The sequence below is a fragment of the Woodsholea maritima DSM 17123 genome (genome assembly GCF_000382325.1).
Classification (GTDB): Bacteria; Pseudomonadota; Alphaproteobacteria; order Caulobacterales; family Maricaulaceae; genus Woodsholea; species Woodsholea maritima.
Window position 1 is genome coordinate 403,583 of sequence record NZ_KB908057.1, and the last position, 15,499, is coordinate 419,081.

15 protein-coding genes and 1 riboswitch are annotated in these 15,499 nt (G+C 57.3%); of the genes, 8 read left to right on the forward strand and 7 right to left on the reverse strand.

Features of this window, described 5'->3' with window-relative positions; genetic code table 11:
• Positions 1 to 24: 24 nt before the first annotated feature.
• Positions 25 to 957, forward strand: coding sequence for a bifunctional hydroxymethylpyrimidine kinase/phosphomethylpyrimidine kinase (thiD, locus tag H151_RS15835; RefSeq protein ID WP_156823413.1), 933 nt, complete (start codon positions 25 to 27; stop codon positions 955 to 957).
• Here the strand turns inward: thiD and H151_RS0107455 are convergent.
• Genes H151_RS0107455 through H151_RS0107465 form a run of 3 tightly spaced genes read right to left on the reverse strand, consistent with a single transcriptional unit; the run spans position 954 to position 4,098 of the window.
• Positions 954 to 1,853, reverse strand: coding sequence for a DMT family transporter (locus H151_RS0107455; RefSeq protein ID WP_019961027.1), 900 nt, complete (start codon positions 1,851 to 1,853; stop codon positions 954 to 956). The genes thiD and H151_RS0107455 overlap by 4 nt on opposite strands.
• Positions 1,850 to 2,986: an aminotransferase class V-fold PLP-dependent enzyme gene (locus H151_RS0107460; RefSeq protein WP_019961028.1), complete on the reverse strand. Its 1,137-nt coding sequence runs from the start codon at positions 2,984 to 2,986 to the stop codon at positions 1,850 to 1,852. Before H151_RS0107460 ends, H151_RS0107455 begins: the two co-directional genes overlap by 4 nt.
• The gene (locus H151_RS0107465) at positions 2,983 to 4,098 is read right to left on the reverse strand and encodes a M48 family metallopeptidase (protein ID WP_019961029.1); all 1,116 of its coding nucleotides are present in this window, start codon (positions 4,096 to 4,098) and stop codon (positions 2,983 to 2,985) included. The genes H151_RS0107460 and H151_RS0107465 overlap by 4 nt, the downstream gene beginning before the upstream one ends.
• 147 nt (positions 4,099 to 4,245) lie before the next feature.
• On the opposite strand from H151_RS0107465, the gene H151_RS0107470 reads away from it, so the two are divergent.
• Together H151_RS0107470 and H151_RS0107475 are read left to right on the forward strand one after the other, a co-directional pair.
• On the forward strand, positions 4,246 to 5,406 hold the full coding sequence (locus tag H151_RS0107470; protein WP_019961030.1) for a phosphoserine transaminase: 1,161 nt from the start codon (positions 4,246 to 4,248) through the stop codon (positions 5,404 to 5,406).
• Between the two features lie 77 nt (positions 5,407 to 5,483).
• A complete protein-coding gene (locus H151_RS0107475; RefSeq protein WP_019961031.1) occupies positions 5,484 to 6,047 on the forward strand; it encodes an acyloxyacyl hydrolase in 564 nt (187 codons plus the stop codon).
• Here the strand turns inward: H151_RS0107475 and H151_RS0107480 are convergent.
• On the reverse strand, positions 6,018 to 8,156 hold the full coding sequence (locus tag H151_RS0107480; RefSeq protein WP_019961032.1) for an acyltransferase family protein: 2,139 nt from the start codon (positions 8,154 to 8,156) through the stop codon (positions 6,018 to 6,020). The two genes, H151_RS0107475 and H151_RS0107480, sit on opposite strands and share 30 nt — an antisense overlap.
• 219 nt (positions 8,157 to 8,375) lie before the next feature.
• Between H151_RS0107480 and H151_RS0107485 the strand changes: the two genes are divergently transcribed.
• Positions 8,376 to 9,665, forward strand: coding sequence for an adenylosuccinate synthase (locus H151_RS0107485; protein ID WP_019961033.1), 1,290 nt, complete (start codon positions 8,376 to 8,378; stop codon positions 9,663 to 9,665).
• Between the two features lie 333 nt (positions 9,666 to 9,998).
• On the opposite strand, the gene H151_RS0107490 is transcribed toward H151_RS0107485, so the two are convergent.
• A complete protein-coding gene (locus tag H151_RS0107490) occupies positions 9,999 to 10,685 on the reverse strand; it encodes an ArsR/SmtB family transcription factor (RefSeq protein ID WP_019961034.1) in 687 nt (228 codons plus the stop codon).
• A 75-nt stretch (positions 10,686 to 10,760) separates the two neighbouring features.
• On the opposite strand from H151_RS0107490, the gene H151_RS0107495 reads away from it, so the two are divergent.
• Both H151_RS0107495 and H151_RS0107500 read left to right on the forward strand, forming a co-directional pair.
• Positions 10,761 to 11,069 (forward strand): NIPSNAP family protein, encoded by a 309-nt coding sequence (locus tag H151_RS0107495; RefSeq protein ID WP_019961035.1) that lies wholly within the window; start codon positions 10,761 to 10,763, stop codon positions 11,067 to 11,069.
• Positions 11,070 to 11,414, forward strand: a complete 345-nt coding sequence (locus H151_RS0107500; protein WP_019961036.1) for an antibiotic biosynthesis monooxygenase family protein — start codon at positions 11,070 to 11,072, stop codon at positions 11,412 to 11,414. It abuts the gene before it with no gap.
• On the opposite strand, the gene H151_RS0107505 is transcribed toward H151_RS0107500, so the two are convergent.
• Positions 11,405 to 12,541, reverse strand: coding sequence for an acyltransferase family protein (locus tag H151_RS0107505; protein ID WP_019961037.1), 1,137 nt, complete (start codon positions 12,539 to 12,541; stop codon positions 11,405 to 11,407). The genes H151_RS0107500 and H151_RS0107505 overlap by 10 nt on opposite strands.
• An 88-nt stretch (positions 12,542 to 12,629) precedes the next feature.
• Complete coding sequence (locus tag H151_RS0107510) at positions 12,630 to 13,058, reverse strand: DUF2141 domain-containing protein (RefSeq protein ID WP_019961038.1); 429 nt, start codon at positions 13,056 to 13,058, stop codon at positions 12,630 to 12,632.
• 208 nt (positions 13,059 to 13,266) lie between these two features.
• Between H151_RS0107510 and H151_RS0107515 the strand changes: the two genes are divergently transcribed.
• Both H151_RS0107515 and H151_RS0107520 read left to right on the forward strand, forming a co-directional pair.
• Entirely contained in the window at positions 13,267 to 14,490 is a 1,224-nt protein-coding gene (locus H151_RS0107515) for a dipeptidase (RefSeq protein ID WP_019961039.1), read from the forward strand.
• Positions 14,491 to 14,902: 412 nt separating this feature from the next.
• On the forward strand, positions 14,903 to 15,268 hold the full coding sequence (locus H151_RS0107520; protein WP_019961040.1) for an MmcQ/YjbR family DNA-binding protein: 366 nt from the start codon (positions 14,903 to 14,905) through the stop codon (positions 15,266 to 15,268).
• 57 nt (positions 15,269 to 15,325) lie between these two features.
• Positions 15,326 to 15,437, forward strand: a riboswitch (TPP riboswitch).
• Positions 15,438 to 15,499: the final 62 nt, after the last annotated feature.

The window sequence follows — 15,499 nt, forward strand, 5'->3', positions numbered from 1 at the left end:
TATTTATCGCGCTGGAGGCACATGATGAGCACATCCCCTGAGGCTATGGACAGCACAGATTTCGAGATCCCAGAGCCCAAGGGGCGGGTCTTGGTGATTGCCGGATCGGACAGTTCGGGCGGGGCGGGCATTCAGGCCGACATCAAGGCCATCTCCATGATGGGCGGGTATGCGATGACGGCGATCACGGCCTTGACGGTGCAAAACACCACCGGGGTCAGTGCGGTGCATCTGCCCCCGGTGGAGATCATTACTGGCCAGGCCGAAGCCTGTCTCAATGATATTGGCGCGGACGTCATCAAGACCGGCATGCTGGCCAATAAAGCGATTGTTTCGGCCGTGGCGGCATTGATCGCGGCGCACGATGACATCCCCGCAATTGTCGATCCGGTGATGGTGGCGACCTCGGGATCGCGCCTGTTGGATGAAGATGCGATTGAGGCGGTGAAAACCGAACTGATACCCCACGCCTTCCTGGTGACGCCCAATATTCCTGAAGCCGAGGTTCTGACCGGGATTAAGATCGAAGATCTTGATGATCAGCGCGCCGCCGGTGAAGCGCTTTTAAAAATGGGGGCTTGGGCGGCTTTGATCAAAGGCGCGCATCTGGATACGGAACAAGTCTTTGATGTGTTGGTGACCCGTAATGGCATGCGGCTGTTCACGCGCAGCCGCATTAAAACGAAACACACCCATGGCACGGGCTGTACCTTGGCCAGTGCGATTGCGGGCCTGATGGCACAGGGCCTGCCGCTGGATCAGGCCGTAGAAGATGCGGGCGATTATGTTCATGAAGCCATTCTGCATGCCCCAGACCTGGGTCAGGGTAATGGCCCGATTGATGCCTTCTGGCCCCTGCGCGGTGAGGGTGAGGAGGGCGCAGCCCCCAGTGCCAACGCGTCCCCCGAAGGCATGCATAACCCCTTCGCCGGTTTGGGCGATATGATGAAGTCTTAAGGTGTTGTGGCTTTGGCGGGGCGTTTGGCGATCCAAACCCCTGCCAAAATCACGCCGAGCGCGATGAAGGCGCTCCAGCCCAAAGGTTCGCCCATGGCGACGCCAATGAGGGCCGCCATCACCGGCACGAAGTAATTGACCTGAGAGAAGAAACTGGGCCCTGCCGTACGGATAAGTTGCATATAGATCACAGAGGCAATTCCGGTCGGGACCAATCCCAGCCACAGAATGCACAAGCTGGCATCAAGATGAGCCAGCGCGTCCATCTGTGAGATTTGCCAGATACCCAGCGGCAGAGCCCATATCACCGCGCCGATCAGCATGCCCGCCCCAGCGACGCTGGGCGGGGTTTCTGGTGCCAGGCGGGCAATGATGACATTGCTGGCATAGGCGAGGGCCGCGCCGAAAATCATCAATTGAGACAGGAAATGCTCCCCGCCTAGATCGCGCAGCGCCGAAGGCCCGATCACCATGATCACACCGGCAAAGCCAATTAAAAACCCGATCAGCTTCTGCCCCGTCATGCCTTCACCGGGTACGAAAAAATGGGCAAGAGCAACGGTGGCGATGGGCATCGCCCCGATCAAAATCCCCGCAAGGCCTGAACTGACATGGGTTTGACCGGTCGTGATCAGGAAGAAGGGCAGGGTATAGCCCATAAAGCCCAGGACCAAGAACCATAACCAACGCTTATCTTTGAGCGGAGGAAAGCGCCGCCCGCGATAGAGCGCCCAGCCGGTCAGGACGATGGCCCCAATGATCAAACGGATCAGCACTACCCCCCAGATGGGGGTGGAGGTTAGGGCGATTTTGATCGCGGCAAAGGATGTGCCCCACATCAGGATAATGGCGGCGAGACCCAGATAGGCCTCTTTTGCGGGTGTGGAGGATGTCATGACAGGTGTCGGGCCAAGCTGTCGACCAGGTGCTGGCGGTCCTGATCGGTATTGTAAAGATGGGCACTGATGCGAAGGCGCGGGCCGCGCTGGGACACGAAAACCTGATCGGCTTTTAACCGCTCGACGAGATTTTTCGGCGCGCGCTCCGGCAGGCTAAGGGCGAGATAATGCGGCGCGCGATCAGGAACATCACTGACAAGGCCTAAAGCCGTCACGTCTTCGATCAGGTGGCGATTATACGCGCCCAGCTGGTCGCTAATCGCTTGAATGCTAATATCATTCAGGGCTTTTAGGGCAGTGATCGCTGCAGGAACCAGCTGAAGATGGGAGCGTTCACCCACATCATAGCGGCGCGCGCCAGGCTCATATCCCGGTTTATAATCGATGAGGCCCGCCAGATTTTGCGCGCCTTCACGCGCGATCCAGTTTTCTTCCAGGGCTTCGCCCTCTAGATGCGCGTGCCCGCCATAGAGATAGCCCAGACCATAAGGGCCCAGCATCCATTTATAGCCCACCGCCACGGCGAAATCAGCCTGACAGGCATGAATATCAATCGGAAGAACGCCCAGAGATTGGGTCAAGTCCAACACAAAGGCTGCGCCGTGGGCTTTGAGGGCCTTACCGATGGCGTAGACATCAACCTGGCCACCATCGAGCCAATGGACCTGCGCACAGGATAACAGCCCGGTCTGGGGGCCAATATGAGGCAGTAGGGCCTCGCTCCAGCTTTGCCCCTTTGCGCGCTCAACAGTGACAATGCGCGCGCCGGTTTTGGCTGCAAGCTTTTGCCAGATATAGACATTAGACGGAAATTGCTCGCCCAGCAGGAGGATGTCTTGCCCAGCGCGAAGGGGGATATTGTTCGCCGCGACCGCAAGACCATAGGAGGCCGCGGGTACCAGGGCGATATGGTCTGCGCTGGATTGAAAGAGCTTGGCGGCCTCTGCGCGCAAAGCCTCTGGGCGATCAAAGAAATAGGTTGAGGCGGGCAGGGCCCAGGGCTGGGTCTTATCGCGATAGGCCGCTTCACCGGCGCGCTGGGTTTCAAGGGAAATCGGACCGATCTGGGCGGCGTTGAAATAGGCGATATCGGCGGGGATATCGAACCTCTCACGATAAGATTGCGTCATGACGGATCGTCCTGGGCTGGCGGGGTTTGGGGCTGGCGGTTCGGCTCTAAAACATCTCCGGCGTTGAGTTTGGCATAGATCTCAGCGCGTGTGGCGTCCATCAGCACTAATCGACGCGGGGATGTGGGATGCGTGGCCCCTTTTAACAGGGTCTCAGGCATTTGCGCGCCCAGGCGTCGCCAGAAATCGCGCGCCGTATCCAGATTAAATCCCGCGCGGGCGGCATAATACAAGCCGACATAATCGGCTTCTTCTTCGAACTCTTGGGAATAGGCTTCGGCCCCTGTGGCATAGCCGGTTTCGGTAAATAGCCCTCCGGTGTTTAAGCCGCTGGCCAATAAAGCCCCATCCAGGGCAAAGCCCGCCAAAGTGCCTGCCCAGCGGTTTAATCGTTTGGCATCAATATGGCCTTCACTACCATGAGCCATTTCATGGCCCAGGACGAAGGCCAGGTCTTCATCGTTGCGCGCAAACATCATCATGCCTTGGGTGATATGAAGGGTTTGGCCATCGGTGAAGGCCCCGATTTCCATGCTGGGGTGAATTCTAAAGTCTTGATCGCAAACTGCATCTAGGGGGATGGAGCGCGCTATGCTTTCCCCATCGCGTTCCATGAGGAGATCGAGGCGCCCTGCACGCGATGCGCGCGCCAGGGCTAGATGGATCTGGCGATCAAGACGAATACGCCCGGTGTCGACATAATGGCCATTGATGGCGACGAAACGATCGCCAGGGCGCAGATCTGCGTGCGCTGCGGGGCTATCTGCAAAGACCGCCAGAATGCGCGGATTTTGATCGACATTGAATAAGGTATAGGCCGAACCGCGCAACGCGCTGGGCCAGTCTGTACGTGTGGAGACCATCCAACCGGCTTCAAACCGGGTATGCGCACACAGCGGCGCGTTGGCCAGGCTCAGCTGCCACCCCAGATACTGTAAGCGATATTGGGTCTCAAACAGGTGTTGCGTGGCCAGTTCAGCTTGAAACTCAGCTTCATTATTTTCCGCATCTAAGTCGTATGAAGGACGATGGGTATTGGGACTGGCGCACGCGCCTAGCCCGAGCGCGCAGGCCAAAAAGCCGATCTGAATGCTTTCGCGAAATCCCCTCATGGGTGAATGCATAGCGCTAAAGCGCGAATTTAGCGAGAGAAAAGGGGGGTGTTAGACAAAGGTAGAAATTGTCTAGACACAGACAAAGGTTTAAGCCCAAGATGAGCGTCACTTCGCACCTGCACACAAAAAATGAGGGGAACAACCATGAGCTTGAAACCTGTTATGCGTCCGGCCGATGGGCGTTTTTCTTGTGGTCCGACCAAAAAACGCCCGGGCTGGAGTTGGGAGGCGTTGGCCGGTGCCCCTTTAGGGCGCACCCATCGCGGGGGTATCCCCAAAATTCGCTTGGCCCAAGCGATCGAGCAAACCGGCGCTTTGTTGGAAATTCCTGATGATTATAAGGTTTTCATCACCCCGGCTTCTGATACCGGGGCCATGGAAGGTGCGATGTGGTCGATGCTGGGCGGGCGCCCAGTCGATGTGTTCGCGACCGATGAATTTGGTCGGCGCTGGCTGATTGATGCGGTTGAGGAATTAAAGCCCCAGGGGCTGCGCACGTTTGATGCGCCCTATGGTTCGGCACCCGATTATAGTCAGGTTAATTTTGATCATGATGTCATCTTCACCTGGAATGCGACCGCGTCGGGGGTCAAAATCGCCAATGGGGATTGGATCGCGGATGATCGTGAAGGCTTAACCTTCTGCGACGCCACCTCAGCGGCCTTCGCGATGGATTTGCCGTGGTCAAAGCTCGATATCACCACCTTCTCTTGGCAGAAATGCATGGGCGGCGAAGCCCAGCACGGCATTGCCATACTTTCGCCGCGCGCGCGCCAACGTCTACGTGAGTTTCGCCCCAGCTGGCCTGTGCCGCGCATTCTACAATGGTTTGAAGCTGGCGATGAGACGGCGAAAATCTATGAAGGTTCCACCATCAATACCCCGTCCTTGATGTGTACCGAGGATTATATTGATGCGCTCAATTGGGGCGCGCGCGAGGGCGGGGTTTCGGCCCTGATTGCGCGGACAAAGGCCAATGCTGCTGCGCTGGATGCCTGGGTGCAAAAAACCGATTGGATCGAGTATCTGGCGCATGATCCGGCAACGCGTTCTGAAACCTCAGTCACTTTGAAATATGCCGCTCATGCGGTTGAGGGTTTGGATCAAGCCGCGCAATGGGAGTTGTCGCGTAAAATCGCGCACGTGTTAGAACGTGAAGAGGCCGCTTATGATATCATCCCTCACCCTAAAGCGCCCGCCGGGTTTCGCATCTGGTGCGGTCCGACGGTTGATGCCGATGATTTGACCGCCCTGGGGCCGTGGCTCGATTGGGCGTTTGAGGAGATGAAGGCCAACGCGGTGTAAATTAATATTGCAGATAATACTGGTTAAACGAACAAATCTTCGTACATTGGATTTCGTGTTAACCTTAGGGGCGTGCAATGAAAGTGTTTTGGGGTGTTAGCCTGCTGGCCATCAGCTTGGGCGCGAGCTCGGCGTGGGCTGAGAGCGGCTTGGAAGAGTTTCGTGTTGGCGTTGCAGCTCATGATCTCAGCGATCATAGTGAAGATGGACCCCAGATCACTTTAGAGGGTTTGTTCGCCAGTCCTGATGTCTTGAAATGGGCTTATAGCCCGCGTCCATATCTACAGGCTTCGATCTCAACCCAGGGCAATACCAATTGGTTGGCGTCTGGTTTGGCGTGGAATTGGGGCGTCAGTGAGCGTCTGGATCTGGAGGCCAGCTTTGGCTTGTCCATCCATGATGGGTATTTGAATATTCCTGATGATGATCCCCAGCGTGCGATTTATCTGAAGGAGAACCGAGCCTTGTTGGGCTCACGCGTTCTGTTCCGCACCAGTCTGGGCGCGGATTATGCTTTGAATGATCAATGGCGGGTGGGTGTGTTCTGGGAACACCATTCCCATGGTCAAATCCTCGCCTCTGGCCGAAATCAAGGCTTTGATGAGCTGGGCTTACGGCTCGGCTATCGGTTCGGTCGTTAAGTCCGCCGGTTTCACTGGATAAGGTAGCAAATGTGGCAAGGCGGTGATCACTAGATCGCCGCCTTTGTCATTGAGGTGATAGGCATCATAGAAAAGCGGCTGGCCTTGATTTGCGCCTAGGCAATGCGTATCAGGACAAAAAGTGTCCAAGGGATCATCAACCGCAATCAAGCCTTCTTGGGCCAGATTTTCAAACAGCGGCACATATTGGCTACGCTTTAGGATTTGGTCATCGCGGCTGATCCAGGCGGGCGCAGGCAGCCAAGGCCAAATGGCTTGGAATGAGACGGCCTCAGGCACCGAAAAATCATGGGTCGGGACATCCAGTAAGACATGAATTTGGGTAGAGGCAGATACGGTGCGGATGGCGCTTTCCATCGTGCGGCCAAAATCATCGGTCGCGATCTGCGCAGGGATTGCGCTGGTCAGTTGGCTAGGGCTTTTGCGGAATTTGCCCGGTTTCATATCGGGACGACGGGCATAAACATCCCAATGGCCGACCATCAAAGTTGTTCGCGGTTGCCACAACGTGATCAGACGCGCGGCGTTATCATTATGGCGCGCGCAGGCGTGCAGGCTTTGGGGCGATAATCCGGACCAGCCTCCGCCCAGAACCGGCGGGCAGGCCCCCAGGGTGAGGGAAGCCCCGAAGATCGCTCGCCGATGCGCTTCGGCCAGGATCGCTCCTTCTAAGGCCCCAGCATGGCTATCACCCCATAGGATGAAATCCAGTGCTTGGTCATGATCGCGCCCCAGGGCGCAGACCTCCATCTGGGCGAGATCACCTTGAGGGCGAGGAAGGTTGTGACGGATAGAAAAGTCACCGGCGCTGAGGCAGATTTTGTCCGCGCCGCGTGGGTCCGGCCCGGTGGCAAGCGCGTCTCTGGCCTCAACCGGGATGCGCTGAGGAAGGCCTTGGCCTTCAATTACCATCAAGCTTAAGCCCAGAAAAAGAGATGTTGTTACGGCCGCGCTGACCAGAAGGTGGACTTGATCGGCAAGAATGCGGCGTAGGCGAATGGGCTGCTCCACACCGTGGAAGGCCGCGCAGGCCAGGGCAAAGGATAGGATTACCGCGATCAGGATTTCGGTGTCTGTCGGATCATAAATCAGACTGCCCAGCATCACCAAAATCGGCCAATGCCACAGATACCAGCTATAGGAGACCCGTCCGATATAACGCGCCGGGGAAGGTAAACAGGTTAGGTTTAGAACGAGGCTTTTAGTGTTCCAGAGGTGGAAAAGCTCACCCGCGATCAAAACCAGTCCACATCCCAGAACCGGCAGCACCGCGCCATAACCGGGAAAGCGCATCTGTTCATTATAGGCAAAGCTGGAGACCACAATGAGCATGAGCCCGACCCCGGCCAAGCTGTTGAGGATCAAGCCTTGAAACAGGGGATGGTCTTTGAAATTGGCAAAAGCGCGCGCGATTAAGCCGCGATGGGCTGCAAGGCCCAGTAGTGCGCCGCTTAACAGCTCCCACGCGCGTAAATGCGTGGCAAAGAACGAGCCTTCGAAATGGCCCGCCAGCGCATCATAAAGGCTCAAACTCAGTGAGAGGAGCCACACCGCCGCTAAGCTTAGCCCTAAAGGCCATTTCAGGCGCGCCACCCCCACAATCACCAGGGGGTAAAACAGATAGAACTGCTCCTCCACCCCCAATGACCAGGTGTGCAGCAGTAAATGATTATGCAGCTGAGGATTAAAGTAATCGCTGGTGGCGAAGAAATACCAGTTCGAGGAGAGGCCAAAGGCGCTGACCAGGGCCAAAATCTGATCCATCAGGCGCGCCGGCGAATAGGCAATCCAGGCAAAGGCCGTAGTGACAAAGGCAATCAGCGCAAAGCTGGCCCACAAACGGCGTACCCGCTTGGTCAGAAAAGACCAATAGGAAAGCCTTCCTTGATCGGCTTGTTTTAACAGGATCTGAGTAATCAGAAAGCCTGAAATAACAAAGAAGACATCAACGCCAATAAAACCGCCGGATACATAATCAGGAAAGGCGTGAAATAACACCACAGGGACAATCGCCCACGCGCGCAGGCCATCTAAATACGCGCGATGGTCCAGTGTAGGCAGATTAGGATTGGGCGTTGGGTGCGTCATATTCGGCCTGAAGCGCTAAAAAACAAGCCTGTGCCAAGATTGCAAAGGGCTGTCTAGTCCTAGTAGGTTTTTGAATCGGTTCAAAAATCAACTGCTTTCCATGGTTTTACTGACACACAATTTTCATGAAGGCTGTGGATGGCTGGCGCATTATCTTGCCCCAACGCCCAAGGAGCGCTAATCCAGTCGCAGATTTCTAAGGCGATACGGAGCAATACCATGGCCAATGTGGTGGTTGTCGGGGCCCAGTGGGGCGATGAAGGCAAAGGTAAGATTGTGGACTGGCTGTCCAATCGCGCCGATGTCGTTGCGCGCTTTCAAGGCGGTCATAATGCGGGCCATACCCTGGTCGTGGATGGGGTGACGTATAAGCTTTCCTTGATGCCATCCGGCGTCGTGCAGGGTAAGCTGTCGGTTATCGGTAATGGCGTGGTGGTTGATCCCTGGGCCTTCATCGAAGAGATCGAGAAAGTCCGCGCTCAGGGCGTGAACATTACCTCCGATCTGGTCAAGGTTGCCGAAAGCGCGACCTTGATCCTGCCGGTGCACCGTGATCTGGATGCGCTGCGCGAAAACCGTGATGACGGCATGAAGATCGGCACCACGCGGCGCGGTATTGGCCCAGCTTATGAAGATAAGGTCGGGCGGCGTGCGGTGCGCGTGATTGATCTGGCGGACGAAGCGGCACTGCGCGCGCGGGTTCAAGATCTGCTCCATCACCATAATGCGCTGCGTCGTGGCTATGGTCAGGACGAATATCAGGCCGAAGACTTGGTTCAGGCCTTGTTAGAGATCGCGCCGAAAATTCTGCCCTATGCCGATCCGGTTTGGCGCACCCTTGATCGCGCCATGAAGGCGGGCAAGCATATCCTGTTTGAAGGGGCCCAGGGCACTATGCTGGATGTCGATCATGGCACCTATCCCTTCGTCACCTCCTCCAACACCGTCGCGGGCCAAGCCTCTGCCGGTACGGGCGTTGGTCCGGGCAAGGTCGGCTATTCGCTGGGCATCGTAAAGGCCTATACTACACGCGTGGGGGAAGGGCCTTTCCCGACCGAGCTGCATGATGCGATGGGTCAGCGCCTGGGTGAGCGCGGCCATGAATTTGGCGTCGTCACAGGACGTAAGCGCCGGTGTGGCTGGTTTGATGCGGTTCTGGTGCGCCAATCTGTACGCGTCAACGGCTTGGACGGCATCGCACTGACCAAGCTCGACGTGCTTGACGGTTTTCCTGAGCTGAAAGTCTGTGTGGGCTATAAGCTGGATGGGGAGCGTTTACAGCGCCTTCCCGCCGGTAAAGAGGCGCAAGCCAAGATCGAGCCGATCTATGAAATCATGGAAGGCTGGGAGGCTTCAACCCAGGGCGCACGCTCTTGGGCCGATCTGCCTGCCGCGGCCGTCAAATATGTGCGCCGGATCGAGGAATTGATCGAAGCGCCCGTCGCCATGCTCTCCACCTCGCCTGAGCGTGATGACGTGATCTTGATGCAAGATCCCTTCCGTCCGTAAGGGGCTTTGCCCTCCCCTGCGAAGCGGGGGAGGTGGTCCGTCAGGACCGGAGGGGGCGTTTGTGAGAAAGTGTAGCGCTTGCCCCCTCAGTCAGCTGCGCTGACAGCTCCCCCGCACGCAGGGGAGCACAGGTCCTCAATAGGCGATAGGACATTCGGCCCAACGGGCCGCAAGCGCAAATGCGCGCCCGCAGCGTGAGCGAGGAAGCTTCAATTTAAAAGCTGTCATCCCGGACAAGCGTGAGCGCGATCCGGGATCTATGACCCTTGCCATTTGCCTCAACAGATCCCGGCTTAGCGCCGGGATGACAGGGTGAGTAAAACTCCGGCTTTTTTATTGCTCGGGAAAGTGCTTCCCAATTTCCAGCTCACCCTTGGGGGTGACATCAAGGATGCGGCTATCGCGGCGCTGGCGCAGCCAGGCGTGATCCTTCATATGGGTTAGCAGGCCCGCACCCAGGCCACCGGCCAGGTGAAAGCGGCGCTCACTCCAATCCAGACACGATCGGCACAGCGCGCGGCGCTGAGTGCTCAGCTGGGTGATATTCAGGCCCAGCGCGGTGAAAAAGTCCGCCCCCTCTGGGGTTAGGCTCAGCTCACCATCGCGTGCAAGGCTGAGAAAGCCGCGCTGTACACAGCTTTCCATCACACACACCCCGCGCGCGCCCGCCAGATGATCATAGCAAATGCGCGCATGGCGCAAATGGGGATCTTTAGGTCCAGGCCGGGTGCGGGTATGGCCCAGCGTATAGGCGAGGGCGAGCAGGCGCTCCAACGTTTCGCCCACCTCATCATGGGCCAGCCGGGCATAGCGATGGCGGCCCTGTTTAACGATGGTGATGAGATGGGCCGCTTCGAGCTGTTTTAAATGACTGGTTGCGGTCTGGCGGGTAATCCCGGCCTCTTCGGCCAATTCACTGGCGCTTAAAGCCATACCGCTCATCAAGGCGCTGAGCATATTGGCGCGGGCGGGATCCCCGATCAGGCTGGCGATCCGGGCGATATCAGGGCCAAGGCGCATAATACGATCCCTATCGAAGCATAAGGGCCGGTGAGGGCCTAAACGTGGGTTCACTCAAAATTTGGAGAGACCATAGTGACGATTATATGCCGTATAGACTACCAGATTGATCCGTTCCAGATCGAAGCGTTTCGGGCCTATGCCCAGCATTGGCTGAAGATTATTCCGGTCTGCGGGGGGGATTTGCTGGGCTATTTCCTGCCTCATGAGGGGAGCAATGATGGTGCGATGGGGCTGATCAGGTTTGAGAGCCTGGCCGCGTATGAAGCCTATCGCGCGCGCTTGAAGCGCGATGCGGCGGGCGCGGAGAATTTTGCCTTTGCCCAGGATAAGCGCTTTATCCTGCGCGAGACGCGTACATTCTTAAGCGAGGTGGAGGCGTAAATGTTGGCGGTGATTTTTGAGTTGGAACCGCGTGAGGGTAAAGTCGAGGACTATTTGGCCATCGCGCAGAGCCTGAAGGCCGAGCTGGAAACGATAGAGGGCTTTATCTCGATCGAGCGCTTTGAAAGCTTGGCCCGGCCGGGGCGTTATCTGTCGCTATCGTTTTGGCGCGATGAAGCGTCGGTAGAGCGCTGGCGCAATCTATCGCCTCACCGCGCGGCGCAGAACCGGGGCCGCGCTGAGATCTTTACCGATTATCGCCTGCGAGTGGCTCAGGTCGTGCGCGATTATGGCATGAGTGCGCGCGAGGAAGCCCCGCGCGACAGCCAAGCCCATCACGGTTGAGCGGAATAAACCGGCGCGCGGGTCGGGGCGTTGGGCTGTAACGTTTCACCCTGGCGCGCACGCTTGGGTGTCACCCAGGCCATCAGGCCCATGGCGGGTTTTTCGATCGTAACGCGCAGGATCCAGCCGGTGATCAGGGCGCTGGCCCACATTTGCGCGAATAGAACCGGCCAGCTGAGATCGGGCTGCAGGCTCAATAGTACATGGCCCAGCGGGAAGTGCAGGATATAAAGCCCGTAGGAGACATCCTCGACCTCGCGCAGCTGATGGCCGAAGGTGCCCGGCAGGCGCACATAACCGGCGATTAACAGGACGAAGGCGATGGCGATCTGGCTGGTGATCATACCGGCCTGGGTGGGGGCCAGGATAAAGGCGATACACAGCGCGATCAGCGCCCATAAGGGGCTGAGGCGGATATGATCTTTGAACGCATAAAAGGCTGCGCCCACCATGAAGGCTCCGCCAAAGCGGGTGGCGGCGAAAATCGTGCCTGCGCCGGGGCCTTGATACCCTTCATGAGAATTGAGGAGCGAGAGCGCGACCGCGCCCAGTGCCATCACACCCACGCCCCATTTGGCCCGGAACAGCCCCAGGCTCGCCGCAATACCGGCGATCAAATAGCATAAAAGCTCATAGCGGATGGTCCAAAGTGAACCATTGGCGGCGGGCACAGTACTGTCTTGGAAGACACCGGGCAGGGCGGCCAGCGGATCAATCTGGCCCAGGATCACGGCCGGAAAGGTCCAAAATCCGTCCTCAGACATCAGACCCAACAGTCCTTGCGGGTGGAAAACCGGGGCGATGACCAGCCACATGAGGATGATTGCGGCGATCAGGCCGGGGAAGATCCGTAAAATCCGCGCCCCCGCATAGCGCTTCATATCGGTGGAGCGCATCAAGCTGGCACAGAGCATATAGCCTGACAGAATGAAAAAGCCATCGAGCGCCCATTGCACAATCGTGTCAATCGCAACCGGGATTGTGCCGCGATAGGGATAGCCCATGACCAGCAAGACCGCGTGGGCAAGCACGACCCAACTGGCCAATCCAATCCGGATCGCAGTAAAATTATTGCTGCGATCAAACAGAGTTCCGCGAACTGGAGTGAACCAAAATGACATGGCCATGCGCCCCTTCTAAGGTGATTGCGCGCGGCGTTGCAGGATTTGGGCCGCTCTGCGCTTCCCCCTTTGGTGAAGCGCAGAGCATCAGCCTTTAGCGGCCATAGATCATGTATTCGTCGATTTGAGCGCCGTCTTCGGTCACGGTGAAGCTGTTGTGCGCAAAACTTGGCGCAGAGCGCAGGCCCGCCCCGCCAATCATCGCCCAACCATCCAGCGGCATGCCATAATCGCCGCGATCAAAGACGCCGTTTTCATTGTCATCATGCCAGACCGACAGGGCATAGCGGCCCGGGGCCAGATCAAAATCGAAATGGGCCACATCGCCTTCAACCTGTTCATGGCACGCCCCGGCGATAGCATCGCGGGTCATGAATTGTTCTTCAGTTTGAATTTGCACGCATAATTGCCCTGGGCGATCTTTCACGCCGTAAAGATCCAAGCTGACATTGGCCGGGCTATTGATCATCGCACCCAGACCCAAAACCGCGCTTGCCGCCATTGCCAAATGTAAACCAACCATGTCTCTCTCCTTTTTGCAAGGTAATTGCTTCCGACAAGAACTTTATAATTTAAAGTAACTGAGAAAAGCAAGTTGAAAATTGCAGATCCACAAAGCTTTTTGCGATGTGAATGGCTTGTGCATTGAAAAACCTGAAGAATTATACGTGCTTGCCAAGGTGTGTAGGCTCCTTACACTGCGTAACCCTATAACACGGGAGGGAGGCCCCATGTCTATTTTACTGATGACGGCCAGTGCGGCGCTCATGATGATCAGCGCGCAGACTGCGGCTCTGGATGGGGCGATCAGCCCTGAAGTGCGCGCCCTGCATGAGCGGGTTTTGACCCTGGATACCCATGTCGATATTGGGCGCAATTATGCGACCTATGTGCTCGATCCCGGCCAGATGACCTCGGCCCAGGTTGATTTACCGAAAATGCGCGCCGGTGGCTTGGATGCGGCGTTTTTCATTATTTATACCGGGCAAGGTCCGCTGGATGCGGACGGTCTTGCCCAAGCGCGCGCCCATGCGGAGGCGAGCTATCAGGCGATTGATCGCATGATCCGATCCTATCCCGATCAAATCGCCCTGGCACGCACGGCTGATGAGATTGAGGCGATCCATGCCACGGGCCGTAAAGTGGCGCTGATCGGGATTGAAAACCCTTATCCGCTGGGCTTAAGCGTTGATGATGTGCCGATGTGGGCGGCGCGCGGCGTGCGCTATATCTCCATGACGCATTTCGGCAATAACCAGTTTGGCGGCAGCTCTAACCCCAATCTCGCCGCCGGGGATGAGCCCGAAGATCCAGGCCTTACCGATCTGGGCCGCGAACTGGTCCGTGCGCTGAATGATTATGGCATTATGGTTGATGTTTCCCACGGCGGCCCCTTGACCATGCGCCAGGCCGCTGAGCTGTCGCGTGCGCCGATTATCGCGTCGCATTCTGGCGTCAAAGCGGTCCTCGATCATCCGCGTAATCTTTCCGATGAACAATTAGAGATTATTCGCGATGTCAATGGCGTCGCGCAAATGGTGGCGCTGCGCAGCTATGTGAAGGCCAACCATCCCGAACTGGCCAGTGCGCAAGAGGCGGTTTTGGCGGAGATGGGTCTGGAAACGCGCGAGGCGCGCGCCGCAATCACTGATCAGCAACGCTTTGCCTTGACGACCCGTATGGAGGCGCTGCACGCGCAATATGGCTCGGCTACGATTTCAGACTTTGTCGACCATATCGACCATGCCGTGCAAGTCGCCGGGATCGACCATGTCGGCATCGCCTCGGACTTTGATGGCGGCGGCGGGATCGGCGGCTGGATGAATGCGGCCGAAACCCCTGCGGTGACGGCCGAGTTGGTCCGCCGGGGTTATTCCGAAGTCGATATTGCCAAAATCTGGGGCGGTAATCTGATGCGCGTCTTGCGCGAGGTTGAAGTCGCCGCGCGGGATTAAAGGTGACATGGTGAGCGTTATCCTCCCCTGCGAAGCGGGGGAGGTGGCCGGTACGGCCGGAGGGGGCGGTTTTGAATAGAATGGCCGCTGTCATCCCGGGCAAACGAAGTGCGACCCGGGATCTATAAGCCTTGCCAGATAACACAACAGATCCCGGCTCAGGGCCGGGATGACAATATACGCTTTGTTATCTCCGACGCGGCACGCGTCTGAGGATTTAAACCTTAATTCATGGATGCCCAGATGAGCTGTGCTCATCGGGCATGACGAGTATGGAGGGCGATCGCATCCCCTTTCGTCATTGCCGATGCGGCACGCATCTGGCAATCCACGATTTGTCATCCCTGACGCTTAAGGCATCTGACGACAAGAAAAGCTTTTCTCTGTTCACGTCCTGACCTATCCTCGCCCCATGACCCAAGATGAGTATAACGCCTTCTGTCAAAGCTTGCCTCACGCCACACATGTGGTGCAATGGGGCGATGCGGATGTTTGGAAGATCGGCGGTAAACTGTTCGCCATTGGCGGTTGGGATCGTGATGTTGCCCCCGGCCGCATGGCGGTGACATTTAAAGTCTCCGATATGGGCTATGAGATCTTGCGCGACGCTCCGGGCTGTCGGCCTGCGCCCTATCTCGCCTCGCGCGGGATGAAGTGGATTCAATGTTTTAGCGATGAGACTTTGTCCGATGAGGACTTAAAGTCCTACATCCGCGATAGCTATCATCTGGTCGCGGCGGGTTTGACGAAAAAGCTACAACGCGAGCTGGGCTTTTAGACGCCTGAAGCGCGCGCATCTTGCCCGATTGACGGCGCACACAAATCCACTAAGGTCGCCCTATCCGAGGGGCGCGTTTCGCAAGCGCTGAGATTGGATTGTCGCGATTCAAGCACCCTTTGAACCTGATCCGGTTTGCGCCGGCGTAGGGACGGACGAGCTTGCGGGTGCTTTCGCTCTATCTCCCCCTATGGCTGGCGTGAACCTTGACCTGACCTGGTAAGGGGCTGT